Source organism: Caulobacter zeae, from assembly GCF_002858925.1.
Classification (GTDB): domain Bacteria; phylum Pseudomonadota; class Alphaproteobacteria; order Caulobacterales; family Caulobacteraceae; genus Caulobacter; species Caulobacter zeae.
Genome location: NZ_PJRS01000034.1, coordinates 64633 through 88374, shown reverse-complemented (window position 1 = coordinate 88374; position 23742 = coordinate 64633). Strand labels below are relative to the sequence as shown.

The 23742-nt window shown below is 71.3% G+C and carries 16 protein-coding genes; 4 read left to right on the top strand and 12 right to left on the bottom strand.

The window, feature by feature from the left end; all coding sequences use genetic code 11:
* Nucleotides 1-2 precede the first annotated feature (2 nt).
* From SGCZBJ_RS16780 to SGCZBJ_RS16740, 9 genes are all read right to left on the bottom strand, one after another.
* Entirely contained in the window at nucleotides 3-1286 is a 1284-nt protein-coding gene (locus SGCZBJ_RS16780; protein ID WP_101719137.1) for a CIS tube protein, read from the bottom strand.
* Entirely contained in the window at nucleotides 1283-1765 is a 483-nt protein-coding gene (locus SGCZBJ_RS16775; protein WP_101719136.1) for a phage tail protein, read from the bottom strand. Before SGCZBJ_RS16775 ends, SGCZBJ_RS16780 begins: the two co-directional genes overlap by 4 nt.
* Nucleotides 1762-3843, bottom strand: a complete 2082-nt coding sequence (locus SGCZBJ_RS16770; protein ID WP_101719135.1) for a phage tail sheath family protein — start codon at nucleotides 3841-3843, stop codon at nucleotides 1762-1764. The genes SGCZBJ_RS16775 and SGCZBJ_RS16770 overlap by 4 nt, the downstream gene beginning before the upstream one ends.
* A gap of 4 nt (nucleotides 3844-3847) precedes the next feature.
* Complete coding sequence (locus SGCZBJ_RS16765) at nucleotides 3848-4303, bottom strand: phage tail protein (protein ID WP_101719134.1); 456 nt, start codon at nucleotides 4301-4303, stop codon at nucleotides 3848-3850.
* Between the two features lie 31 nt (nucleotides 4304-4334).
* A complete protein-coding gene (locus SGCZBJ_RS16760; protein ID WP_101719133.1) occupies nucleotides 4335-6203 on the bottom strand; it encodes a phage tail sheath subtilisin-like domain-containing protein in 1869 nt (622 codons plus the stop codon).
* A 21-nt stretch (nucleotides 6204-6224) separates the two neighbouring features.
* Nucleotides 6225-7067 carry a hypothetical protein gene (locus SGCZBJ_RS16755; RefSeq protein ID WP_101719132.1) on the bottom strand — a complete coding sequence of 281 codons (843 nt, stop codon included), beginning with the start codon at nucleotides 7065-7067 and terminating at the stop codon, nucleotides 6225-6227.
* The gene (locus SGCZBJ_RS16750) at nucleotides 7064-7630 is read right to left on the bottom strand and encodes a Pvc16 family protein (RefSeq protein ID WP_101719131.1); all 567 of its coding nucleotides are present in this window, start codon (nucleotides 7628-7630) and stop codon (nucleotides 7064-7066) included. Before SGCZBJ_RS16750 ends, SGCZBJ_RS16755 begins: the two co-directional genes overlap by 4 nt.
* Before the next feature lie 151 nt (nucleotides 7631-7781).
* On the bottom strand, nucleotides 7782-8615 hold the full coding sequence (locus tag SGCZBJ_RS16745; RefSeq protein WP_101719130.1) for a hypothetical protein: 834 nt from the start codon (nucleotides 8613-8615) through the stop codon (nucleotides 7782-7784).
* Nucleotides 8612-13774 carry an eCIS core domain-containing protein gene (locus SGCZBJ_RS16740; RefSeq protein ID WP_101719129.1) on the bottom strand — a complete coding sequence of 1721 codons (5163 nt, stop codon included), beginning with the start codon at nucleotides 13772-13774 and terminating at the stop codon, nucleotides 8612-8614. Before SGCZBJ_RS16740 ends, SGCZBJ_RS16745 begins: the two co-directional genes overlap by 4 nt.
* 509 nt (nucleotides 13775-14283) lie before the next feature.
* Between SGCZBJ_RS16740 and dusA the strand changes: the two genes are divergently transcribed.
* Nucleotides 14284-15288, top strand: a complete 1005-nt coding sequence (gene dusA, locus SGCZBJ_RS16735) for a tRNA dihydrouridine(20/20a) synthase DusA (RefSeq protein WP_101719128.1) — start codon at nucleotides 14284-14286, stop codon at nucleotides 15286-15288.
* Between the two features lie 68 nt (nucleotides 15289-15356).
* The gene (locus SGCZBJ_RS16730; protein WP_101719127.1) at nucleotides 15357-16028 is read left to right on the top strand and encodes a hypothetical protein; all 672 of its coding nucleotides are present in this window, start codon (nucleotides 15357-15359) and stop codon (nucleotides 16026-16028) included.
* Here SGCZBJ_RS16730 and ybaK read toward each other — a convergent pair.
* Complete coding sequence (ybaK, locus tag SGCZBJ_RS16725; protein WP_101719126.1) at nucleotides 16025-16498, bottom strand: Cys-tRNA(Pro) deacylase; 474 nt, start codon at nucleotides 16496-16498, stop codon at nucleotides 16025-16027. The two genes, SGCZBJ_RS16730 and ybaK, sit on opposite strands and share 4 nt — an antisense overlap.
* Before the next feature lie 109 nt (nucleotides 16499-16607).
* Between ybaK and SGCZBJ_RS16720 the strand changes: the two genes are divergently transcribed.
* Nucleotides 16608-17753: a pyridoxal phosphate-dependent aminotransferase gene (locus SGCZBJ_RS16720; protein WP_101719125.1), complete on the top strand. Its 1146-nt coding sequence runs from the start codon at nucleotides 16608-16610 to the stop codon at nucleotides 17751-17753.
* A 114-nt stretch (nucleotides 17754-17867) separates the two neighbouring features.
* The gene (locus tag SGCZBJ_RS16715) at nucleotides 17868-20630 is read left to right on the top strand and encodes an exo-rhamnogalacturonan lyase family protein (RefSeq protein ID WP_101719124.1); all 2763 of its coding nucleotides are present in this window, start codon (nucleotides 17868-17870) and stop codon (nucleotides 20628-20630) included.
* Between the two features lie 159 nt (nucleotides 20631-20789).
* Here the strand turns inward: SGCZBJ_RS16715 and SGCZBJ_RS16710 are convergent, their stop codons facing one another.
* Together SGCZBJ_RS16710 and SGCZBJ_RS16705 are read right to left on the bottom strand one after the other, a co-directional pair.
* Nucleotides 20790-22835: an ATP-binding protein gene (locus SGCZBJ_RS16710; protein WP_101719123.1), complete on the bottom strand. Its 2046-nt coding sequence runs from the start codon at nucleotides 22833-22835 to the stop codon at nucleotides 20790-20792.
* Nucleotides 22832-23566 carry a response regulator gene (locus SGCZBJ_RS16705; RefSeq protein WP_101719122.1) on the bottom strand — a complete coding sequence of 245 codons (735 nt, stop codon included), beginning with the start codon at nucleotides 23564-23566 and terminating at the stop codon, nucleotides 22832-22834. Before SGCZBJ_RS16705 ends, SGCZBJ_RS16710 begins: the two co-directional genes overlap by 4 nt.
* Nucleotides 23567-23742: the final 176 nt, after the last annotated feature.

Below are 23742 nucleotides of genomic sequence, written 5' to 3'. Positions count from 1 at the left end.
GCTCAATGCCCCCGACACTGGCGGCAGCCGCAGCCGCCGGATCGATGCTTGGGCGCGGCGCGGGCCAAGGGCGTCGTCGCCCGTCCGGGCAAGGCTTCCCAGCTGGGCCGGCGGCGGCCGTCCGGGATGGACTGGGGCGTCATCCGGGCGCCGGAATAGACGGTTCCGTCGATCGGCATGGGCGCGCGGGGCAGGGCGGGAGGCGGTGAGCCGCGCACCGGCAGGGCGGTCGGCGGGGGCGCGCTGGCGCCGCCCGGGGGCGTGGGGCCGCCAGGCTGGCCGCCGGCCGCGCCGCTGGCGCGCAGGGCGTTGACCGTCTTGGCCAGGCCGGCCGCCGAAGTGCCCGGCTTGGGACCGTCCGGGGCCCAAGGCGAGCTGGGCTGGGTCGCGCCGGCCGGGGCGCGGACCGGCGGCGCCAGTCGGCCCAGCCCGGCCTGGCCGACGTCCGATACGCCGCTGGTCGCCGACAGCGCCGCGCTGCCGAACACGTCCAGCGCCGCGGAGGCGTCGAGGCTGAACCCGGCGTCCAGCGACACGCCGAAGTCGACGGACACGCCCAACTGGGCCGAGAGCGAAAAGCTGGCGTCCAGCGACAGGCCCAGGCTGGCGCTGGCCGAGAAGCCCAGCGATAGCCCGCCCGAGTCGAGGTCGAACAGGCTGTCGGCGTCGGCCGCCGTCGCCGCCTCGCGGGCGTTGGCCGGGGCCGGATCGGCCGTCGCCCTCGACAGGTCGTCGGCGTCGACCACGTAGTTGAAGTTCTGCTCGGTGAGGGTGAGCTGGACCTTGCTGCGCAGGGGCACGCCGGAGGGGGCGAAGAAGTCGAACGTCTCCTGGTGCGAGGTGATCACACCGTCGAACAGGATGTTGCCCCACTGGAACTGTACGCGGCAGGGCGACTTGTCGGTCTTGCCGCCACCGCCGCCGCTGCTGCTTTTGCCGCTCCCGCCGCCGGGCTGGGGGACGGCCGCCAGCAGGTCGGCGATGGGCTTGGTGCGGCGGCGCACGTCCAGGGCGGTGTCGTCGTTCAGGTCGCCGTCCTCGACCACGTCGTTGTCCTTGGGACGGGTGGTGTCGAAGATCGCCTCGAAGGCCAGGGTCGCCGAGGAGGCGCCCACGCTCTGCACCTGCTGGCGCCCACGGCGGCCGCGATCCTGTTGCTGGCCCGTGGTCACCTTCAGGGTCAGGGTCTCGGGATTGAAGTCGAACTTGATGACCTTGTCGGCCTGCAGCGTCGTGCCGGCCGTGTTGTACGGCGTCAGCTTGGCGCGTTTGAGGGCGGCGGTCATGCGGCCCCCCGCGAGAGGCCTTCGTGGACGATGTGCAGTTCCTCGATCGGCGCGTCCTTGGGGTCTACGGCGTTGAGGTCCGCCGATTTGACCTTGGTGACGATGCCGCTGACGAACGACCAGCTGGCCTGGTCGCCGGACGCCTCGCCGTCGGCTGGACGCATGTGGATCGCGCCGCTTACATAGGGCAGGGGATAGCTCCCGTCGGTGCAGCGCCCGATCCATTGCCAGAACGCCGCGTCCAGCGAGACGCCGCGCTTCAGGACCAGGGGCGTCGCCGTGGTCTTGCCGACCAGCTGCCGTGGCCCGGCGTGATAGCCGCCCTCGCGGAAGGTCACCGGCTCCAGGGTCAGCTCTAGGCCGGTCACCTCGCTGAACGCCCCCTTGGCGCCTTGGGCCAGGCCGGTGTCGCCGCCATACTGCGAGGCGTAGATGTCGACCAGGAAGTTGAAGCGGGTCAGCAGGGCGTCTTCGCTCATCCGAACGCCCCCACGCTGGGGTTTTCGCCGCCGTCGCGGATCAGGCGGAAGACCAGGAACTCGGCCGGGACGGCGGGCGCCACGCCCACCAGCATGATCGCCCGGCCCTGGTCCAGGTCGTGCTGGCTCATGGTCGTGTCGTCGCAGCGCGCGAAGTAGGATCGCGCGGCGGTGTCGCCGGCCAGGGCGCCGGCGTCGAACAGACCGCGCAGCCGCGTCGTCGCCGTATGGGTCATGGCGCGCCATAGGGCAGGGTTGTTCGGCTCGAAGGTCGCCCAGGCCAGGTCCAGCGCCAGTTGCGCCTTCAGCCAGTCGATCACCCGGCGGACATTGATGTGGGTCCAGTCCGGATCCAGGGCGGTGGTGCGCGAGCCCATCAACTGCACGCCCTTTTCCGTCCTGCGGATGACGTCGATGCGTTCGGCGTGCAGGAAGCCGGCCTCGGGCAGTCCGGGATCCTCGGCCAGGCCGAAGACGCCCGCCAGGGTCTGGGCGCCGGGCGAAGCCCAGACGCCGGCCTGCCCCTCGACACGGGCGATCAGCCCCGCCGCCGCCGCCGAGGGGGGAGCGATGATCGCCGCGCCCTGGGGATCGCCGACCGGCGCGGCGCGCAGCCAGGGGGCGAACAGGGCCGCGCGGTCGGACGCCAGGGCGCGTCGCCAGCCGATGATGTCGCCGGCCGCCAGGCCGGGCGGCAGGTCCAGCAGGGCGATGCGGCCGCCTGTCGCTTCGCAATGCCGGGTCAGCCGGTCCTGGGCGGTGCGCAGGTTGTCGAGGCTTGCGCCGAGTTGCGGATAGGGCAGGACGGCCGAGGCGTTTGGTTGAGGCGCATGGATGCAGGCGCCGAAGCAGGGCGTTTCGTCGGCGAGCGCGGGTTCGGGCGCGTCGTCCGGCGGGGTCGGATGCAGCAGGTCGGGCATGGCGACCAGGGCGACCGGATCGGTGGGTTGGGTTTCGTCCCAGACCGCCAGGACATCCAGGCCGCCGGGGCGGTCGGCGAAGGTCAGCAGGCCGGTCGCGGCGTCGCTCGGCTCGCCCGGCGTGGCGTCGAAGAAGTGGTCGCGGGTGGTCGTGGCGCGGGCGTCATCGCCGCTTTCGGGCGCGACCAGGTCCAGGGCGTGGAATGTCAGGCCGTCCGGCGCCGTCAGCAGGGCGGCGCTGGGCGTCAGGGTCGCGTCGCGCAGCAGCAGGCTGGGCCGGAGGAATTCCGAACCGGCGGGATCCTCCTGGTCGCCCCAGGCGGAGTCGGGCTCCTCGCCGCCCGACAGGCGGGGCGCCAGCAGGGCCTCGCTGGCGGCGCGGCGGCCGATCAGGCGCGGCAGGAAGTCGGGATGATCGGGATGCAGGGCGGCGTCGTCCCAGCGCTCGACCAGGGCGCCGCCCAGGTCGACGTCCAGGCGGACCAGGAGCTCCTCGGCCCCCGCCAGCAGGGCCGGGTCGGAGAAGGCGGGGGCGAGGGCGGCGTCCAGCGTCACGGCGGTGACGCCGCGCCGGGGCGTCGCGGCGGCGGCGATGTGGACCACCAGGCCCGCGGGCGGCGATCCGCCGACCAGGCGCAGGGTGACGCCGGGCCGGGCGCGATGGGCCGGGGCGATCAGGCCTCCCTCGGGCCAGGCGGGATCGCCGACCGGGGCCAGCCGCAGGGGCAGGGCGCGTCGCTTCACCGTCGTGCGCAGGCTCAGGCGGTTGGCCCAGGCGCCGGGGTTGCGGGCGGCGATCGCGCCGTCGGCGGTCAGGCCCGGCAGGGCCAGGCGGGCGGTGCGCGCCTTGGCGGCGTCCAGGCACCGCACGACGACGCACTGGCGTCCGCCATTGGCGAAGAACGCGCCCACCGCCTGCGGCAACAGCATGCCGTCGGCCGCCGCGCCGAACTGGGTCCGGAAAGCCGGCATCGACGTAACCAGCGTCGGGGTGTTGACCGGGCCGCGCTCGGCCAGGCCGACAAAGGCGGCCGTGCTCAGCCGCACCCGTCGCGGACGTTTGGGGCGCTCCAACTGCTCGTACAGGCCCGGCGGCGAACCGGCCCTGTAGGGCGCGCCCGCGAACGCGCCGCCGTCGTTTCGGTGGGCGATGTCCATGGCGTCACGCGTAGACGATGTCTTCGCAGACCACGACCAGCTCTTCCATGGCCACGTCCGTGGCGCCCTTGGCCGCCAGGGTGGGACCGGTCCACTTCTGGGGGCGGGCGTTGGTCAGCTGCCAGGTCGCCACCGTGGCGCTGCGATCCTCGCTCAGCAGTTCGATGACGATGCTGGCCTTGGCGGCGATGGTCCCGTCCTTGGCGGCCTTGAGCCACTGGAACAGGTCCAGCGAGCCGACCAGGCCGCGCTTGAAGGTCACGTCGCCCGCCTTGTTCATCAGCGGGATCTTGCGGACGTGGTTCACCGGATCGCTGCCCACGCGATAGTCGGCGTGGGTGATCTCGGCGTTCATGCCCGAGACGTCGGAGAAGGCGGCCTTGATCTCCGCCCCGGTGCCGGGGGTGATGGTCACGCGGAAATTGAAGGGACCGTAAGGGTCGTCACGCTGAACAGCCATGGCGCGTCTCTTTCAGTCGGAGAAGGGGCGGTCAGATGATGGAGGCCTCGGCCGTCCACTGACCGATGCGGAAGATGACGAATTCGGCGGGCTTGGTCGGGGCGACCCCGATCAGGCAGATCAGCCGCCCGTTATCGAGGTCGGACTGGCTCATGGTGGTGCGGTCGCAGCGGACGAAATAGGCCTGCTCGGGCTTGGTCCCCATCAGGGCGCCGCTACGCCAGGCGTCGTAGAGGAAGCTCTCGATGGTCAGCCGGATCTTCAGCCACAGCTGCTCGTTGTTCGGCTCGAATACGGCCCACTGGGTGCCTCGGTCGATCGAGTGCTCCAGATAGATGAACAGCCGCCGGACGTTGACGTAGATCCATTCCAGGTCGCTGCTCATGGTGCGCGCGCCCCAGATCAGGTTGCCGCGTCCCTCGAAAAACCGCAGGCAGTTGATCCCCTCGGGGTTCAGCACGTCCTGCTCGCCCTTGTTGACGCTGCGGCTGAACCGCAGGGTGCCGAACACGGTCTCGTTGGCGGGGGCCTTGTGGACGCCGCGCTCGATGTCGGTGCGGGCGTAGGCCCCGATCACCGCTCCCTCGGGCGACAGCTGGATGGTGTCGCGCGGGCCGCTGGTCGCGGGGACCACCAGCCAGGGATAGTAGAGCGCCGCGTAGCTGGAATCGTGCATGCCGCGCACCTCGCGGATCGAGGAGGCGTCGGCCCCCTGGTCCCCGGCCAGAACGGCGAAACGGTATTTCAGGCTTGTGCAGTGGGCGATCAGGGCGTCGCGCACCGCCTGGCGGTCGTCGGCGTCTGCCAGGGCGGCCGAACCGGGCGCGGCGACGATGGCGATGTCGTCCCGGTCGGCCAGGGCCGCCAGGCCCCTGGCGTCGTGGCCGCTGCCGCCGCCGGAGAAGACGGTGGCCGTGGCGGCGATCCCGTCGCCGCCGCCGGTCAGGGCGAAGGGCGAGCCGTCGACCAGGGCTCGCAGCAGCCCGGCGGCGAATTCGGCGCGGTCGGTGGCGGTGTCCGACAGCAGCGGGATATCGAACCAGATGCGGTTGGACCGGTCGGATGGCGCCTCGACGGGGATCGACCAATCCTCGGTGCGCAGGACCGTGCCGACGAACTGGGCGCTGTCGGGATGGGCCGACAGGTTCTGCAGGACATCGGTCCGCGAGCCGGTGGTGCCGTCGCCGTTCGGTTCGACCGACAGGGCGAGCGAAACCTTCTGGGCGAAGGTCACGGTCGCAAGGTCGACCACGCCGGTCTGGGCGGTGAGCACCGGCCGGTTGTTGCTGTCGAACGACACGGCGGCCAGCTGGGCCGGGTCGGTGGTCAGGAGATCCCCGGGGGAGCCGGCGGGGGCGGTGCTGCCGCGCACGATGCGGTTCTTGGCCGCCGCGCCGGTGGAGACTTCCAGGACGTCGCCCGGCTGGACGCCGGTGACCGTGGGGGTTCCGCTCTGCACGACGCGCAGATTGCCGCTGCGCAAGGCCTGGGCGCGCACGCGCAGATTGCCGGCCAGGCCGGGATAGCGGGCGCGCAGCACGACGTTCCCGGCCGAGGTGACCAGGGGCGCCGAGGCGGCCGTGATGTCTTCGAGGGTCCCGCCGCCGGGAGGGCTGGCGATGCGGCTGATATAGACGCGGGCGCCGCCGTTCATGAAGAACAGGCGCACGGCGTGGGCCAGGTGGTTGATCGTCGGCGTACCGCCCAGCAGCAGGTCGGCGTCGTCGCCGAAATAGCGCTGGTAGTCCTCGAAACTGGTCACCAGGGTCGGGGCGCCGGTGGTCGGGCCGAACCGACTTTGGCCGACGAAGCCGGCGGTCGAGGTGGCCACGCCCTCGATGGACTTGGCGCGATAGCTGGTCTCTTCGACATAGACGCCAGGCGATAGATACTCGGGCATGCACGCGTCTCCTCTAGGGGGCTAGGGCAGGAGCTCGATGTCCCAGCGGGTGCGTAGGCCGGCCTGAACGGGCAGGTCGGGGTGGGGACCGGCCAGCACTGCGCCGGCCGAGTTCCGAAGTCGGTGATTGCGCGCCTGGAAAGGGCCGGCGGGGTCGGTGAGGTCGAGGTCGTCGAGGTCGGCGGGCAGGGCGCCGACGAAGCTGGGTCCCGCCATCGCCGCCGCCAGGGCCGCCTTGGGCGCGTGTAGGGCAAGGGCGCGGGGGAAGACGAACTTGGGCGGCTCGGCCAGTGACCCGGGCTTTTCGGCGGGCAGCACCAGCACATAGGCGCCGTCGCGCGCCGAATAGGCCACCACCTCGCCGCCGCCGGCCGTGGCGCAGGAAATCCGCGCCAGGGGGACGGGCTTGCCGGTCGTCTCCCGCACCACGCCCCACACCGCGGTCAGGCCCGGAGGGAGCGCCGTCGAGGGCGCGCGGCGCAGGACCAGGTCGATCAGGGTCGGGCGCGGCGTGGAAGGCGGCGGCGCGCCGCGCTCGAGGGCCGTGCGGATGGCGCCGCGGTCGGGGACCTGCACGACGGTCGCCCAGGGCATGAAGCGCTGCGCCGGGTCGGAAATCTCGATGCGCCGGGGTCCCGGCGGCAGGCGCAGGAAGCCGTAGAGCCCGGTCTCGGCGTGGAAGATCGGCGTCTCCGCCGCGTCCACGGCGACCACCCGCAGGTCCTCGATGACGGGCGGGCGGCCCGCGACGCCCTCGGCCATGTAGAGCAGCGGACGCACGCCCAGCACCCCGACGGCGACCACCCTGTCGGGCGCGCGTTGGGCGGCCCAGACCAGCGGATGCTGCTCGAGCAGGTCGTTCATGACACCCCGCCCGCCAAGACCAGGGTGCGGGTGTCGGTCATCGGGGCGTCGGTCGTCTCGGTCGGCGGCAGCCGCACCGTCCGCGCCAGATAGGGCACCGATAACTGGTAGGAGGCGTCGATTCCATCCCACAGCCGCCACATGTCGTCGACCGACACCGAGTCGATCGACACCTTCAGGGCGTCGTGCGGTTCCCATGCATAATCAGGCGACAGCAGCGGCCCGGAGACCACCGCGTTGCGGTCCAGGATGTCCATGCAGTCGCCGAGCATCACCTGCTCGCCGGCGGCGGAGGACTTGCCCCACACGGCCAGCAGATAGCGCAGTTCCAGGCCCAGCGCCGTGCGGGCCGGGGCGGTGGGCGCGATGCGCGGCAGGGTCACGTGGCGGCGCGTCTGGTCGACGTCGATGCGGTAGAGGATCAGGGCGATGGTGTTCTGCAGATCCTTGGCGATCTCGCGCGGCGCCATCAGGTTGACGCTGTAGTCGCCGATCCGGCCGCTCTCGGTCAGCCGAGCCGTCAGCAGATCGACAAGGGTCTGGCCGCAGCCCGCGATCGACATTCTACCGTCCCTCGCACCTTGGTCCGAGCGTTCCCGCGCCGGAGACGCGGGTTGGTGTCTGTTTTTTGGAAAGCTACCCGGTGACCGTAGACATGCTCACCATAGGTTTCAATTGATAAATTACGCTACAAAGTTGACTAACGTCGCAAGGTCAGAAAATCGGCAGGAAGCGGCCGTCGCAGGCCGGGCATCGCACCGCCGCCCGCTCCGGGGCGACGACGTCCGCGTTGGCCAGGGCGAAGTGGAGCAGGTCGAGGAAGAAGAAGGCCCCGACGGACATGCCGTCGACGACGTCAGGCGTCGTCTCCAGCGCGACGGCCAAGCGCAAGGTGGCCGAAAAGGCCGGGCTTCGATGCCGGTGCTCGCGTCCTTCCGGCGGTTGATCCCCCTCCGGCGCCCATAGACGCCAGCCCTCCTGTTCGCGGATCCGCGCCTCAAGGGTCTGTAGGGACCGCAAGGCGCGCAGGCCCGGTGCGTCCGGGTGGATGACGTCGAAGCCCCGGGCGCGCGGCCAGCCTTCCGGTCGGCCGCCCGACGGCAGGGGCGAGGCCAGGAGCGGCGGTTTGAGCAGTACGCCCTGGTCGGTGAAGGCCCAGGGCGGAAGCCTAAGGGCCAGCCAATAGAAGGTCAGGTCCAGCTCGGCGCGACCGTGGTCGCAATGGGGGCATAGCGCCAGGACCCGCCCCTCCAGCGCCAGGTGGTCATAGACCGTGTTTCGCACGTGCAGCAGGGCGCCCAGCCGTTCGGGATCCTCGACGATGGCCGCCAGTTCCGCCGCCGACGGCGGATGGCCCGCGAGCGTGTCGATCAGCGCCTCCAGCTCCAGCATCAGCACCCGCCCGGCCTCCTGGGGCGTGTGTTCTTCTGGTGGCAGGACCAGTCGGACGATCTTGGCGACAGTGGGCGTGCGGAGCCGGACGCTCGCGCGCCGGCCCGATCCCATGTCGAGGTCGAAGGCGTAGAGAGCTTCAAGGGCCGGGGTCATCGGGCGGGGACCGTGTCTTCGCTAGTCGGGGCGGGCGTGGCCGCCGCCGCCGGCTGGGCGGCCTGAAGCTCGGCGAGGGTGACCGAGCGGAGCTGACTGCGGAACAGGGTGCGTCCGCCCGAGCCCAGGCGACGGACCGCCGCGGCGTTCAGCGGCACGGCCTGCACCGCCCTCTGGTGCCCCCCGCCCGTGAAGAATTCGCGCTCCGAGCCGGGCTGGATGCCGACGAGCACGTTGTCGGACGCCGACACGTAGCCCCTTGGGATGCTGACGATCAGCAGGTCGATCTCGTCGATCGATCCTTCGACGCGATAGACGCCGCCGACGACGGACTGCGGATCGTCACTGGCGTGCAGGCCCTCGATCTTCTGGAGCTGGTTGGTGATGGTCGTCATCTGGCCGGCCTGGTCCTCCAGGTCGCCGCTCGCCAGGGCCGCCTGCTCGTTGGCTGTCAGGGGATGAACGCTTTCGGGTTCGCCCAGCAGGCCGGCGACCCGGTGGATGTCGCGCTCGTGGCCGGCGGCGTTCAAGGTGTCCAGCTCGGGCAGGAACACCAGGCCCAGCTGTTGGCTGCGGCGGCTGATCGCCGCCTGCACGCGCAGCGGCAGTGGCGAGGCGCCGCCTATGGGCGCTTCCTCCGACTGCGGCGTGCGGGGCAGGCGTGCGAACATGCTCTGCAGCCCGGTCTCCATGGCGCGTAGGCGCTCCAGATAGGCGGCGTAGTCGTCATGGTCGCGCACGAAGACGCGGTAGGAATCGATCGCGCCGGTGTCGCGATAGAGGGCGATCGGATCGGGGTGGGGCGGCGCGTCGGCCAGGGCCTGGGTGTAGGCCGCCAGCGCCGCTTCGATGACCGCCGGGGTCATGGCGCCGTCGTCCATGGCCAGGGTGGCGTCCGCGCCGCCGGCCTGGCCCACGCGCATCATCCGGCTCTCCAGCACGGTGAGGCGGGACTCGGCGTCGCAGAGCTTTATCTCGTAGGCCTCGCGGCCCGGCGCGCCCGGCGACAGCATGGGCGTGCTGCGCAGGCCGTGCTGTTGTGGATAGAGGCGGTAGCGGGCGTTGCGCATCACCTGCTCGACCTCGGTCTCTTTCTGGCGCACCGACTCCCAGTCGACATGGCTGGCCGACAGCAGGTCGGACAGTTCGGTCAGCTCGGTGTCCAGCCGGCTCCACTGCGGCAGGCCGTTGATCTGGTCGGCCGTCATCTGGTCCATCGACAGGCCGGTGTCGATCCGGGCGAAGGCGGCCAGGGCGGTCCGGGCGGACTCCGTGTTGCGATCGTCGCCGCGATGGGCCTCGACCCGCATCTCCAGGAACTGCCGGCGCAGGGTGTCCAGTTCATAGAGGCCGGCATAGTCGCCTGCCGCCCGCGTGTAGGCCGCGTCGAAGGCGGTGAGCAGTTCGGCCTCCTTGGCGACCACGCGCGCGCGATAGCCGGCGATGTCGGTGGTGGCGCTGGAGCGCACGGCTTCGGGATCGGCGGCGCCCATCGACCGCAGCTCGGCCGGCTCTCGGCGCGCCAGCTCCATGGCGCCGATCAGGGCGGTGTAGTCGGTGATCAGCGGCCGCAGGTGCTGGGTGGCGGCGGTCACTTCCGAGGGGAGGAATTCGGTGACGCGTTCGATGGCGTCGAACACGCCGGCTCGCTCTAACAGCGACATGATCGGCCCGGTCAGGAACATGATGCCGAAACCAGCGCCGACGACATAGGGGTTGCCCGACCGCATCATGACCTGGCTGAGCGCCATCAGGCCCAGGGTGACGCTCTCCTCGATCGCGCTGTGGGCCACTGACTGGGCGCGCTGCGCGTCGGTGTCGTAGTCGCCCAGCGCCGTCTGGGTGACGTTCAGGACCGACATCACCACGAACACGCCGGGGCTGACCGGCTGGGCCTGCATCATCCGCACGCCGATGGCCACGTTGCCGGCGCTGTGCACCGAGCCGACCAGGGTCTGTGCGGTGGTGGCGCGGCCCGTGGCCTGGGCCTCCAGCAGGGTGGCCTCGCCCCGGATCGTCTGGAACACCATCAGCGCGCCCAAGGGGCGTCCCGCCGTCTCGGCGGCGCCCCTGACGCGATCGGCCGCGGTGGGGCCCGCGCCCGGAACCACCACGACACGGTTCTCGACCAATCGCCCGGTGCCGGGTTCTCGCGAGAACACGACCTCGCCCTCTCCGGTGTTCATCAGCGACCGCAGCTCGCGGTCGGTATGCAGCAGTTCCTCTTCGAGCACGGGGCGGCTGGCTTCGGGCGCGGTGGCGCGCTGGGCCTCGAGCAGGCCGCGATAGACGCCGAGCTCGGCGGCCAGGTCGGCGCGCAGCGCGGGCGGGGCGTCGGCGGCCTGCATCCGTACGCGCAGGGCGTCGGCGCGCTGGACCGATTCCAGCATGCTCCGCGCCGGGGCGTCGATCGTCGAGCCGGCCTGCTGACGCAGGACCACCAGGGCGGTGTCGCTGATCACCGGCGTCGCACTGGGTCGGGACGGCGTGAACTCACTCAGCAACGGCGTCTGCAGGGCCGTGCGCAGCCTGGCCTCGGCGGCGGCCATGGCCTCGGGCAGCGGCTGGGCCGGATCGGGCGCGACGGAGGGCCGGGTGCTGTCGTGGGCGCCTCGCCAAAGGGTGTCGCTTGCGACGCGGATATAAGCGTCGCGAGCGGTGATGATGGCGTTTCGGGCCGTCTTGACCTGTTCGATGGCCACCCTGCGCGCCGCGTCCCGCGCCTTCTTGCCGGGGCCCGGCGCGGACCGGCGCTTGGCGACCTCAAACTGCTCGCGCAGGTTCCGGAGAGCTTCTTCTGCATGCATTAGCAGCGGGTCGGTTGGGCGCAAGCCTTCGGCGGGCAGGCCAGAAACGCCGCTGACCTTCTGGCCGCCGGCTGTGGTGGCCTCGATCAGGCGGATATCCCGTTGCGAGGCGGCCAGGAACACCTCGAAGCCCAGGCTGCGCAGGAACCAGACCATGCCGGGATTGACCATCGAGCGGGTCAGCGCGTCGTGCTGCGCCGACACCACCACCATGTCCGCCGGCGCGGCGCCGCCGGGCGTACCGGCGGCCGCGCGCTGGGCGCGCTGGATGTCCCGGATATTCTGGACCATCCTGACGAAATTGTTCAGTTCGGCGGCCCCGGCGACATGCGGGGCGCCGTCGGCCACCCAGCCCGACTGCATGTGGTGGGTCATGTTCCAGGCTTGGAACCGGGCGGGATGGCCGATCTCGGCCAGCGCCCGCTCCAGGGCCGAGCGGCCGGCGCGGGTGCCGTCGAGGCTGCGCCGCAGGTCGTCCGTCCGCACATCGGGCACGACCATCAGCCTGTTGCCGCCTGGAAGGTCGATCACGTAGTTGGTCGAGGCGGTGTCCACCACCTCGTCCGGGACGCGCGCGGTGGGGTCCGAGGCGGCTGCGGCCTGCTGCCGTTGCAGGTGTCTCCCCGTGCCGCGATCGACGAAGGACGTGTCCGACACTTCGCCAGGGCCGCCTTCGCGGCGCAGGCCCTGGACCACCGGATTGGCGTCGGCCGGGCCAAGAGCCGGCAGGGCGCCGAGCGGGGCGCTGGTGGCCACCAGCCGGCCGCCGTCCGGCACCAGCAGGTCCACCTGCGTGGGGTTGGCGGCCAGGTTGCGCAGCTGCGTGGCGATCGAGGCGCTGCGGGCGATCTGGAACGCGGCCTCCCGTGCGGCGACGTCGGCGATCCGGCTGCCCTCAGTGCTCTCCCAGGCCGAGCGCTGGGCGTCGAAGGCGGCGCCGGCGCGGCGGGTGACGCCGTCGGTCTGGGCCGTGGCGATCTGCGCCAGCAGCTGGCGGAAGCGCGGATCGGCGAACTGCAGGGCGTTGACCCGAAGCCGGCCGATCGGAAAGCGCCGGGCCAGCTCGGGCAGCAGGCTGGTGTGGTCGGCGTGGAGGTGGGTGATCATCACCTCGGCGATCGGGTGACCGTTCAGGATCCCGCTGACACGGTCGGCGATGGCGGCGCTGATGTCCGAGCCGCCGTCGGTGCCGACCCCGGCGTCGATCAGGCGCACGCCCTGGGCCGTCTCCAGAATGGTGGTCGCCCCAGCGCCGACGGCCAGGTGGTGATAGTTGCTGACGATGACGAAGGTGTCGGTGACCCGCACCACCTCCAGCGCCACCCCGTCGATGGAGACGGGCATCGAGAACGGCGCGGCGTACGGCAGGCTGTGGGGCGAGGTGGACGGGCTGGAGGTCGCCCCGCTCGTCCCGGCGTCGTCGCGGTCACGCGGCCGGCAGACCGGCGCCCCGCCCGATCCTCCAGCCCCGTCGGTCAGGGCCAGCGGGATGGCGTAGTAGGTGATCGCCGTGCTGGAGAGGATCGGCTCCTCCAGCTGGATTGTCACGGGCGCGGCGCTGACGCCGGACATCGGCGCGCTGCTGACCTCCACCTGGGAGGGCAGGGTGGATGGCGCGGCAGGGGCGGGCTCGGGACCGATGAAGCTGTAGCCGCCAGCGTCGGGCGCCTGGCAGACGCCGTCCGGAACCTGGCGGCGCAGGGGCGCGCCGGGCGCCGCGTCGGCTTGCGCCAGGTGCGCGGCCTCGTGCGCCATCAGGCGCAGGTCGCGCGGGCTCTCGCCCGGTCCCAGCCAGATCTGGTCGTTCCGGGCGAAGGCGCGGGCGCCCAGCGCCGCGGCGGCGCTGCGGGCGGGGGCGTCGTCCAGCACCTTCACATGGCTCATGTCGCGGCCCAGGGCCTGTTCGATCGGCGCGCGGATCTCCGGCTTCAGGCCCCCCGCGCCGTCGGCCGGGGCGTCCGGCGGCGGCGTGGGCGCATCGAGGCGTCGCGCGCGCATCGCCGCGTCGGCGACCTGGTCGGCTGCGGCTTCCTGCGGATCGGCGACGCCGCCGACCTGGATCGCCTCGGGCGGTCCCAGCCGGCGATCCAGATAGCCGGCGCGCTGGACGGCGGCCTCGGTGGTTGGCGCGGCGCCTGGACCAGGTTTCAGCCGCAGGGGCGATCCGGACACCGCCTTTCGGCCGGCCGCGCACTGGCCGCAGGGTTCGGCCGGCGCGCAGGCCCGGCACGGCTCCAGGCCCGATCCCGGCGTCTCCCGGGGCGCCTGCCGGAACGGGTGAGGCGGGCGCGTCTTCGCCGCGTGGCCGTCTTCCCGCGCCTTCGGACGCGGCTCGCGGGCCGAGGTCGCCATGGCCTAACGTTCCCGCGCGCGTTCGGGCAAACGCTCCGACGCGCCGCCGGCAGGCTGGCTAGGGGTCCTCGGCTGTTCCAAGCTCGCACGGCTCCCCTGCGGTCTTGTCCCTGGGGTCTTGTCGAAGCAATCAGACTGAAGCCGCTCTCGGCGCCTGGGCGTCAATGGGGAGCTGGCCGGCGTCGCACGTCGAATGCCCAGGCGAGGCGCTCCTTGCGACAGCCGTCAGCTTAGCATCGAACGCAGTTTGTTCAATTCTTGAGAGTGATGTTGATCGATGCGCCCTTTGCGAGTGTCCGCGGGGTGCGGTCGGCCGCGCGGCTCGGTCGAACGGCCGCAAAAGAATGCACGCGGCCGGCCGAACAATTCCGGAACATGAGTGCGGGCAGCCTCATTTTTGGCATGTAATTGCGCACGGAATTCGTCTAAGTCATTGAAATCCCTGGGTCGTCACTCCAATCCCTTGTTGGAGTGATCCGGTCGGTGAAATCCTATAAAATCAAAGACTTATGACGAAATTTTCCGTTGCGCCCATGATGGATTGGAGCGACCGCCACTGCCGGTCGCTGCACCGCGTGCTGTCTTCGCAGGCCTTGCTCTATTCGGAGATGGTCACCACCGGCGCCGTGCTGCACGGCGATCGCGAGCGGCTGCTCGGTTACGACCAGGATCAGCATCCCGTGGCGCTGCAACTGGGCGGGTCCGAGCCTGCCGACCTGGCCGCGGCCGCTCGCATCGGCGAGGACTATGGCTACGACGAGATCAACCTCAATGTCGGCTGCCCGTCCGACCGCGTGCAGAGCGGCCGGTTCGGCGCGTGCCTGATGCGCGAACCCGACCTGGTGGCCGAATGCATGGCCGCCATGGCCGCCGCCGTGAAGGTTCCCGTGACGGTCAAGTGCCGCATCGGCGTCGACGACCAGGACCCGGAAGAGGCGCTGTTCACCCTGGTGGACAAGTGCGTCGCGGCCGGCGTCACCACCTTCATCGTCCATGCGCGCAAGGCCTGGCTGCAAGGCCTGTCGCCGAAGGAAAACCGCGACGTCCCGCCGCTGGACTATCCGCTGGTCTATCGGCTCAAGCGCGAGCGGCCGGAGCTGACCATCTCGATCAACGGCGGCGTGCCGGGCGTCGATGCGGCGCTGGAGCACCTTCGGCATGTCGACGGCGTCATGCTGGGTCGCGCGGCCTATCATGAGGCAGGCCTCTTGGGCGCGGTCGATCGCCGGGTGTTCGGCCTGGATGTTCCCGACGTCACGCCCTTCGAGGCCGTCGAGCGCTACCGCCCCTACATCGAGCGCAGCCTGGCCGAGGGCTGGCGCCTGGCCGGGATCACCCGTCACATGCTGGGCCTGTTCCACGGCCTGCCGGGCGCGCGCGCCTGGCGCCGGATCCTGACCGTCGAGGGCGTGGGCGAGGGGGCCGGGATCGAGGTCGTCGACAAGGCCCTGGAGGCGGTCTGCCGCGCCGTCGAGGAGCGCGAGGCCAGGGCGGTCGAGCCCGCTGCTGGCTGAGCCTTAGGAACTCCCGAGCCGTCTTGCGGGTTTGCCGCCCGAACAGGACTTCAAGGGATCGTTTTGAGATGAAGATGCGGATTTTCGCGGCGACGGCGGGCCTGGCCCTGCTGGCGGCGGCCGGCGCCCACGCCCAGGACGGCGGCAATTTCGCCGTCGGCGCCAATGTCGGCACGCCGGGCCTGGGTCTGGAAGCGCAGTTTCGCCTGAACGACAGCCTGGTGGTGCGCGGCGGCGGCGACTGGCTCGATTTCGACCACGACGAGACCTATGGCGACGTGGCCTACAACGGCAAGATCAAGTCCAAGACCGGCGGCGTCTTCCTCGACTGGCATCCGATGCAGGGCGGCTTCTTCGTCTCGGGCGGCAGCTATTTCGGCAAGCGCAAGCTGAACCTGTCGGGTACGCCCACCCGCGACACCCAGATCGGCGGCGTCACCTTCACGCCCGCCCAGATCGGCACGATCACCGGCGACGTCGAGCTGTCGGACGCCCAGCCTTTCGTCGGCCTGGGCTGGGACAACACCTTCACCCGCGACGGCGCCTGGGGCTTTCGCGCCATGGCCGGGGTGTCGTTCAGCGACAGCCCGAAGGTTGATCTGACCGCTTCTGGCGGCACGCTTTCGAACGATCCGACCTTCCAGCAGCGCCTGCGCGAGGAAGAGGCCGAGGTCCGCGACGACGCCAAGGACTTCAAGTACTTCCCGGTGGCGCAGGTCGGGGTGACCTATCGGTTCTAGGCGACCAGCGCCGCCCGGATCGCGCCCGCCGCCGTCATTGCGTCGGCTGGGGCCAGCAGCACCTGCAAACCCCGCTGGCCGCCGTTGATGTAGACACGCTCCAGCACGAAGGCCTCGTCCTCGATGGCGGTCGGGACCTTCCTGCGCTGGCCGAAAGGGCTGACCCCGCCCACCTTGAAGCCGGTCAGGCGCTCGGCGTCGGCCGGCTTCATCATCGCCGCCGCCTTGCCGCCGAAGGCCGCCGCCAGCTTCTTCATGCTCACCTCGCGGTCGGACGGCACGATCACGCAGACCGGCTTGCCGTCGACCTGGGCCATCAGGGTCTTGAGCACCTGGCCCGGATCCACGCCCAGCGCCTCGGCGGCCTGCAACCCCACGCGCTCGGCGTTGGGGTCATAGTCGTAGGTCGCCACCTCGAAGGCGACGCCGGCCTTGCTGAGCGCCAGGGTGGCGGGCGTGCTCTTGGACATCTGACTTCCCCTCGACCGCGCGCCGGCCCTCGACTGCGCGCCGGTTGATGGCGCAAAGCCCAGAACAGGTCTAGCAGTCGCTCGCAGTTTTCCGACGGACCGCCTCACGATGACCCGCGCCGAGATCGAACCCTTCCACGCCATCGGCATCAGCCGCCTGGCGCACCAGCTGAAGGGGGAGGGGGCGCAGGTCATACACATGGAGTTCGGCCAGCCCTCGACCGGCGCGCCCGCGCCCGCCATCGCCCGCGCCCACCAGGTGCTCGACAGCGACGGCATGGGCTATTGGGAGAGCCCGGCGCTGAAGGCCCGCATCGCCCGCCATTACCAGGAGACCTATGGCGTCGGCATCGAGGCCGAGCAGGTCGTCCTGACCTGCGGCGCCTCGCCGGCCCTGGTGCTGGCCCTGTCGAGCGCCTTCACGCCCGGCGACCGCATCGCCCTGGCCCGGCCGGGCTATGTCGCCTATCGCAACAGCCTGAAAGCTCTGCACCTGACGCCGGTGGAGATCGCCTGCGGTCCGGAGAGCCGCTACCAGCTGACCGCCCAAGCCCTGGCCGCCCTCGAGCCGGCCCCGGCCGGCGTGATCATCGCCAGCCCCGCCAACCCCACCGGCACGATCATTCCGCCCGAGGAGCTGAAGGCCATCGCGGACGTCTGCCGCGAGCGCGGGATCCGCATCGTCTCCGACGAGATCTATCACGGGCTGTCCTACGTGGGTCCCGCGCACTCGATGCTGGAGTTCGAGCCGACGGCCCTGATCGTCAACAGCTTTTCCAAATACTTCAGCATGGTCGGCTGGCGGCTGGGCTGGCTGGTGGCGCCGAGCGACCTCGTGATCCGCGCCCGCGCCTTCGTCGGCAACCTGTTCCTGACCGCGCCGTCGCTAAGCCAGCACGCGGGCCTGGCCGCCATGGACGCCCGCGAGGAGCTGGAAGGCCATGTCGCCGTCTATCGCGCCAATCGCCAGCTGCTGCTCGACGCCCTGCCGTCGCTGGGCCTGACCGCCATCGCCCCGCCCGACGGCGCTTTCTACATCTGGGCCGACATCGGCCACCTGACGGACGACAGCCTGGCCTTCTGCGAGCGGCTGCTGCGCGAGACGGGCGTGGCCACCGCGCCCGGCCTGGATTTCGATCCGGTCGATGGCCGCCACTTTATCCGCTTCAGTTTCGCGGTCTCGACACAAGAGGTGCGTGAAGCGCTCCGACGCATTCAACCGTGGTTTGCAGCTCAGGCGCAAAATTCCAGATAATGCGTTGACTATCCATTATGTGAGAATAAAGCTGCGCCCGTTCCGGTGATGAAAGGGTGGCGACGGCTGCTCGCGCGGCGTCTCGACCGCCCCGGTACGGGAGGGCGCACCGCCATGGATCCTTTCAATCGTCGCGATTTCCTGCGCACCGCCGCCCTGGCCGGCGCGGTCGCCCCGATCGCCGTTCAAGCCGCCCAGGCCGCGCCCAAGACGCCCGCCAATATCGACGCCGAGGGCGTGCGCTGGCTGGACGGCGCGCCGCCCGCCGCCCACGAGGGCCAGACCTTCGGCCTGCCCTGGCCGCGCGGCGCCCAGAAGGCCAAGGCGACCTTCGCCATCACGAGCGCCAACGGCGAGGCCGTGCCGGTCCAGACCTGGCCGCTGGCCTACTGGCCCGACGGTTCGCTGAAGTGGACCGGCCACGCCATTCCGGCCGACGCCGGCCGCGCCGAGACCCTCAAGATCGTCGCCGGTAAGCCCGCCGCGCCCGCCGCCGCCGTCTCGGTGCGCGAGACCGCCGACGCGGTCGAGATCATCAGCGGCGAACAGTCCTGGACCATCCCGCGCAAGGGCGCCGACATCATCGCCCGCGCTGCCGTGGCCGGCCGCGAGACCGTCCGCAACGTGCGCCTCGTCGCCCTGACCCAGGACAAGCCCGACTTCGAGAGCGGCCCGGTCACCGAGACCCGCTTCGAGGGCGAGATCGAAAGCCTCGTCGTCGAGCAGAAGGGCCCGGTGCGCGCGGTCGTGAAGCTGGAAGGCAAGCACCGCGGCGCGGGCCGCGCCTGGCTGCCCTTCACCTTGCGCCTCTACGTCTATGCCGGCGGCCGCTCGCTGCGGATCATGCACAGCTTCGTCTTCGACGGCGACGAGAACCGCGACTTCATCCGGGGCCTGGGCCTCGTCGGCCAGGCGCCGATGACCGACCCGCTCTATGACCGCCATGTTCGCTTCGCGGGCGAGAACGACGGCGTCTGGGGCGAGGGGATCCGCCCGCTGACCGGCCTGCGCCGGGATCCGGGCAAGGCCTGGCGCGACGCCCAGGTCGCCGGCCAGAAAACGCCGGGGCTGGAGGGCATGGCCCCGACCGTCTCCAAGCGCCTCGACCTGATCCCGGCCTGGGGCGACTTTACGCTCAGCCAGCCCAATTCCGACGGCTTCTCGATCAAGAAGCGCACCAAGCCGGGTCACGGCTGGATCGACGCCATCACCAGCGGCCGGGCCACGGGCCTGGGCTATATCGGCGGGGCCAGCGGCGGCGTGGCCTTCGCCATGACCGACTTCTGGAAGCGTTGCCCGACGCGCCTGGATATCCGGGGCGCCCACACCGACACGGCCGAGTTCACCGTCTGGCTGTGGTCGCCGGACGCCGCGGCCATGGACCTGCGCTTCTATCACGACGGTCTGGGCATGAACGATCACCCGGCCGAGCGCGAAGGCCTGGAGATCACCTACGAGGACTACGAAAAGAACTGGGGCCGCCCGCTGGGCATCGCCCGCACCAACGAGATCACGCTCTGGGCTCTGCCCTCGACGCCGTCGCGCCCCGACTTCGCGGCCATGGCCGCCCGCCTGCGGCAGACGCCGCGCCTGGTCGCCACGCCCGCCCGCCTGAAGGCGGCGCAGGTGTTCGGCGACTGGAGCCTGGTCGACCGCTCCACCCCGACCCGCCGCGCGCTGGAAGACCAGAACGACGGCCTGCTGGCCTTCTACATGCTCGATGTCGAGCAGCACCGCTGGTACGGCTTCTGGAACCACGGCGACGTCATGCACACCTATGACAGCGACCGTCACGTCTGGCGCTACGACATCGGCGGCTTCGCCTGGGCCAACTCCGAGCTTTCGCCGGACCTGTGGCTGTGGCTGTCGTTCGTGCGCTCGGGCCGCGCCGACGTCTTCCGGCTGGCCGAGGCCATGACCCGCCACACCGGCGAAGTCGACGTTTGTCATATCGGCCCCTACCGGGGCCTCGGTACGCGGCATGGCGTGCAGCACTGGGCCGACAGTTCCAAGCAGCCGCGCGTCTCCAACGCCGCCTATCGCCGCTACTACTACTACCTGACCGCCGACGAGCGGGTGGGCGACCTGATGCACGCCCTGATCGACTCCGACGAGAGCCTGACCCGCGTCGACATCGGCCGCAAGCTGCCGGGCGCCCAGCCCTCCCGGCCGCCGGGCGTCGTCGACATGGGCTTCGGCACCAGCTGGAGCGCCTTCGCCGCCGCCTGGCTCACCGAGTGGGAGCGCACCGGCGACAAGCACTGGCGCGACCGCATCGTGGCTGGCATGGACACCATCGCGGCCATGAAGCAGCAGTGGTTCGCCGGCGGCACGGACTTCGATCTCAAGACCGGCAAGTTCCTGGGCAAGGGCGAGACCGTCAGCGTCTCGCATCTCAACGCCGTGTTCGGCGCCGTCGAGGTCCATTCCGAGCTGTTCCAGCTGATCGACAACCCGCGCTACCGCGAGGCCTGGCTCGACTACTGCCAGTTCTACAACGCCTCGGACGCCGAGTTCCGGGCCAAGACCGGCGCCCCGGCCAAGGGCCGCAACCTCAAGGAAGGCCATTCGCGCCTGACCGCCTACGCCGCCTTCCACCGCAAGGATCCGGCCCTGGCCCAGCGAGCCTGGCGCGAATACTTCAGCGGCGACGCGGGCCTGGGCGTCGGCACGATCGCCAGCAAGCGCCGCGTCGATGGTCCCGCCGTCATCGAGCCGATGGAGGAAATCCCGCGCATCTCCACCAACGCGTCCTCGCAATGGGGCCTGGCCACCATCCAGAACCTCGCCCTGATCGGCGACGTCCTGGAAGAAGCCCGCGCCAACCTGCCCGTCGCCGGCAAGCGCGGCCAGGACCTGGGCAAGGACACGTTCTAGGAAGGGCACGGCTCCAGACCCTCCCCCCGAAGGGGGAGGTGGCCCGTAGGGCCGGAGGGGAAGTGTCCTGTGAGGACAGCAGGCCTCCAACGACAGCAGACCTTTCCCCCTTAGTCGCTTCGCGACAGCTCCCCCTTCAGGGGGAGCATCTTGGGTCCGCTACTCCGCCGCTTCCAGCATCGCCGGCGGTTCCTGCGCGCCGCCGCGCTGCACGGCCAGGGGCAGGCGGACTTGGGCCATCAGGCCCTCGCCGGTGTTGGACAGCTTGATCTCGCCGCCATGGGCGCGGACGGTGGTGCGCGAGGTGGCCAGGCCAAGCCCCACGCCCTGCTTGGTCGAGGTGCGAGCGGCCACGCTGCGGTAGAACGGCGTGAACACCCGGCCCAGCTCGTCCTCGCTCATGCCCGGGCCCCGGTCGCGGATCTCGGTCACGGCCTCGTCGCCGTCGACATAGAGGCGCACCCGGGCGCTGTCGCCGTACTTCACCGCATTGTCCACGAGGTTGGTGAACACCCGTTGCAGGCCCAGCACGTCGATTTCGACCTGCGGCGCGGTTCCGGGCTCCAGCACCACGTCGCCGCCGGTGATCTCGGCGTCGTCGACCACGCACTCGATCAGCGAGCGGAGGTCGACATGCTGGCGGGCCCCGGCCTCGGCGCTCTCGCGCATGAAGGCCAGCACCGAATTGATCATCGCCTCCATCTGGTCGATGTCCTGGCCGATCTCGCGGCGCAGGGCGGGCGAGGCGCGCTCGAGGCGGAAGCGCATGCGGGTCAGCGGCGTGCGCAGGTCGTGCGAGATGGCCCCGATCATCGCTGTGCGGTCGTTGATGAACCGGGTCAGGCGGGCCTGCATCTGGTTGAAGGCGCGGGCGGCGCGGCCGATCTCGGCCGGGCCGTGGGCGGCCAGCACCGGCGAGGACGGGTCGCGGCCCAGGGCCTCGGCGGCGTCGGCGAAACCGACCAGCGGCGCCACCAGGCGTCGGGCGAAGAGGTAGCCGACCGGTCCGACGATGGCGAACGAGACCAGGAACCACAGCAACACCCGGCGCTGCCAGCTGTTGGGGAAGCCCTCGGGCTTGGGCTGAAGGGTCACCCAGCGGCCGTCGGAGACGCGCACGGCGGCCACGAAGTCGCCCTCGATATAGGGCGCGGGCGCCAGGCCGAAGAGCCCGCGGGCGACCGGGGCGGGCAGGGCGCGGCCCTGCGGCTGGGGCTTGGCCTGCGCGACGACCGGCTTGGGCGCGGCCCGCGCCGCCAGGCGCGGAGCGGCGGACACGGTCTCGACCACCGGCTTGGCGCGCGGCGTCAGGGGCGGCGGCGTGACGACCGCGTGGGTGACCATCGGCTCGGGGGCGGGCGGCGGCGCGGGCGCAGCCACCGGCTCGCGCGGTTCGGAGACGGCCACGAAGGTCGAGGTGCGGAAGGGGGCGGTGAACAGCGGGTCGCTCGACAGCCGTTGCGGCAGGCGCGGGATCACGCGCGGCGGGCCGGGCATGGCACCCTCGGGGCGAACGCCCTGACCGGGCGCGCCCTGGAAGCCCTGGCTCGGCCGCGTGGGGCGGGCGTCACCGATCGCGCCGCCCGGGGAGCGATAGTCGGCCCGCGTCGCGCCGGACGGCCCGCGTCCCGGGCGCCAGGTTCCGCCGGACATCGGCACGTTGGGCGTGGCGGTGATCGGAAAGCCGACCGAGCCGGGACCCACCGAGGGGCGCATGCCCGCCATCGGCGGACGCTGGAACCCGCCGGGACCGGTCATCGGCTGGGCCTGGGCGTAGGAGGTGAACAGGAAAGTCAGGGGCGAGGGGGCGGCTTCGGCGCGCAGGCGCGGGGCGCCGCCGCCGGCGCCGGCGAACGGCGGCGGGGCGTAGAACAGCAGCCGCACGTCGTCGGGATCAGCGTTCAGCAGCCGGGCGAGGTCGGCGCTCGACCGCTCCGAGGCCACCCAGCCGGGGCTGTTCAGGCTCGGCGGCTCGTTCTCGACCGTGCGCACCAGCGGGCGGCTGGAGCCGGTGTCGATGGCCGCGCCCTTCAGGCCTGCGGCGATGTCGGCCAGACTGTGCTGCTCGGGCGGCTTGGGCGGCAGCAGCAGGGTAAGAGCCAGGGTGGCCAACTGGGCGACCACCAGGCTGCCGACCAGCAGGCAGACGATGCGCAGGGCGATCGGCGCGTCGGGGCGGCGCAACTGTGCGATCAGGCGCTTCATTCGATCACCACCTTGGCGTCGAGCACGTAGCCGACGCCGCGATAGGTCTTGATCAGTTCCTGGTCGCTCTGGGCCTCGATCTTGCGGCGCAGGCGGCTGATGTGCAGGTCGACGCCCCTGCCCACCGTTTCGGCGGCCTCGCCGCGGATGACGGTCAGCAGGTCCTCGCGCGACACCACCGAGCGGGCGTTGTCGAGCAGCAGCGACAGGATGGCCAGCTCGCCGCGCGTCAGCAGCAGCAGCATGCCGCCCGGCGCGGTCAGCTGCCGGGCCGACAGGTCCAGGCGAAAGCCGGCGAAGGCGTAGGTGTTGCGCTTGGGGTTGCGGCCTTGCGGCCCGGCGGCGGCCCGGCGACGCATCAGGGCCTTGACCCGGGCCAGCAGCTCGCGCGGCGGGATCGGCTTGACCACGTAGTCGTCGGCCCCGAGCTCAAGGCCCAGGATCCGGTCGACGGCCTCGCCCATGGCGCTGAGCATCAGGATCGCCGGACCCTCGGGGCGGGCCAACTGCCGACAGAGCGACAGGCCGTCCTCGCCGGGCAGGTTGACGTCTAGCACCACCACGTCGACGGCGTGGGCTTCCAGGATCTCGCGGGCGGCCTCGACGGCGCCGGCCTGGCGCACGGCATAGCCCTGGGCGCCGAGATAGGCGGCCATCTCGCGGCGCAGGACGTCGTCGTCCTCCACGAGCAGGACGGTCGCGGTCTCGGTGATCGAGGCGTCGGGGGTCATCGGCTCCCGGTTATGACATGGCGAGGACGTCCGCGTCCCGGCCGCGGGCTGGACGAGGGGGCGGCGGCGCGCGTCATGACGTCGCGGCGGCGCTTGGGGAGCGCCTGGCGGGGCGACTGGCGCGGGAGGCGGGCTCAAGGTTCCGCTCCATGGTTGCGGCGCGGACATGACTTGTC

Coding starts and splice junctions, on each gene's coding strand:
- SGCZBJ_RS16780 (WP_101719137.1), bottom strand. CDS start 1,286: ATGACCGCCGCCCTCAAACGCGCCAAGCTGACGCCGTACAACACGGCC.
- SGCZBJ_RS16775 (WP_101719136.1), bottom strand. CDS start 1,765: ATGAGCGAAGACGCCCTGCTGACCCGCTTCAACTTCCTGGTCGACATC.
- SGCZBJ_RS16770 (WP_101719135.1), bottom strand. CDS start 3,843: ATGGACATCGCCCACCGAAACGACGGCGGCGCGTTCGCGGGCGCGCCC.
- SGCZBJ_RS16765 (WP_101719134.1), bottom strand. CDS start 4,303: ATGGCTGTTCAGCGTGACGACCCTTACGGTCCCTTCAATTTCCGCGTG.
- SGCZBJ_RS16760 (WP_101719133.1), bottom strand. CDS start 6,203: ATGCCCGAGTATCTATCGCCTGGCGTCTATGTCGAAGAGACCAGCTAT.
- SGCZBJ_RS16755 (WP_101719132.1), bottom strand. CDS start 7,067: ATGAACGACCTGCTCGAGCAGCATCCGCTGGTCTGGGCCGCCCAACGC.
- SGCZBJ_RS16750 (WP_101719131.1), bottom strand. CDS start 7,630: ATGTCGATCGCGGGCTGCGGCCAGACCCTTGTCGATCTGCTGACGGCT.
- SGCZBJ_RS16745 (WP_101719130.1), bottom strand. CDS start 8,615: ATGACCCCGGCCCTTGAAGCTCTCTACGCCTTCGACCTCGACATGGGA.
- SGCZBJ_RS16740 (WP_101719129.1), bottom strand. CDS start 13,774: ATGGCGACCTCGGCCCGCGAGCCGCGTCCGAAGGCGCGGGAAGACGGC.
- dusA (WP_101719128.1), top strand. CDS start 14,284: ATGACGAAATTTTCCGTTGCGCCCATGATGGATTGGAGCGACCGCCAC.
- SGCZBJ_RS16730 (WP_101719127.1), top strand. CDS start 15,357: ATGAAGATGCGGATTTTCGCGGCGACGGCGGGCCTGGCCCTGCTGGCG.
- ybaK (WP_101719126.1), bottom strand. CDS start 16,498: ATGTCCAAGAGCACGCCCGCCACCCTGGCGCTCAGCAAGGCCGGCGTC.
- SGCZBJ_RS16720 (WP_101719125.1), top strand. CDS start 16,608: ATGACCCGCGCCGAGATCGAACCCTTCCACGCCATCGGCATCAGCCGC.
- SGCZBJ_RS16715 (WP_101719124.1), top strand. CDS start 17,868: ATGGATCCTTTCAATCGTCGCGATTTCCTGCGCACCGCCGCCCTGGCC.
- SGCZBJ_RS16710 (WP_101719123.1), bottom strand. CDS start 22,835: ATGAAGCGCCTGATCGCACAGTTGCGCCGCCCCGACGCGCCGATCGCC.
- SGCZBJ_RS16705 (WP_101719122.1), bottom strand. CDS start 23,566: ATGACCCCCGACGCCTCGATCACCGAGACCGCGACCGTCCTGCTCGTG.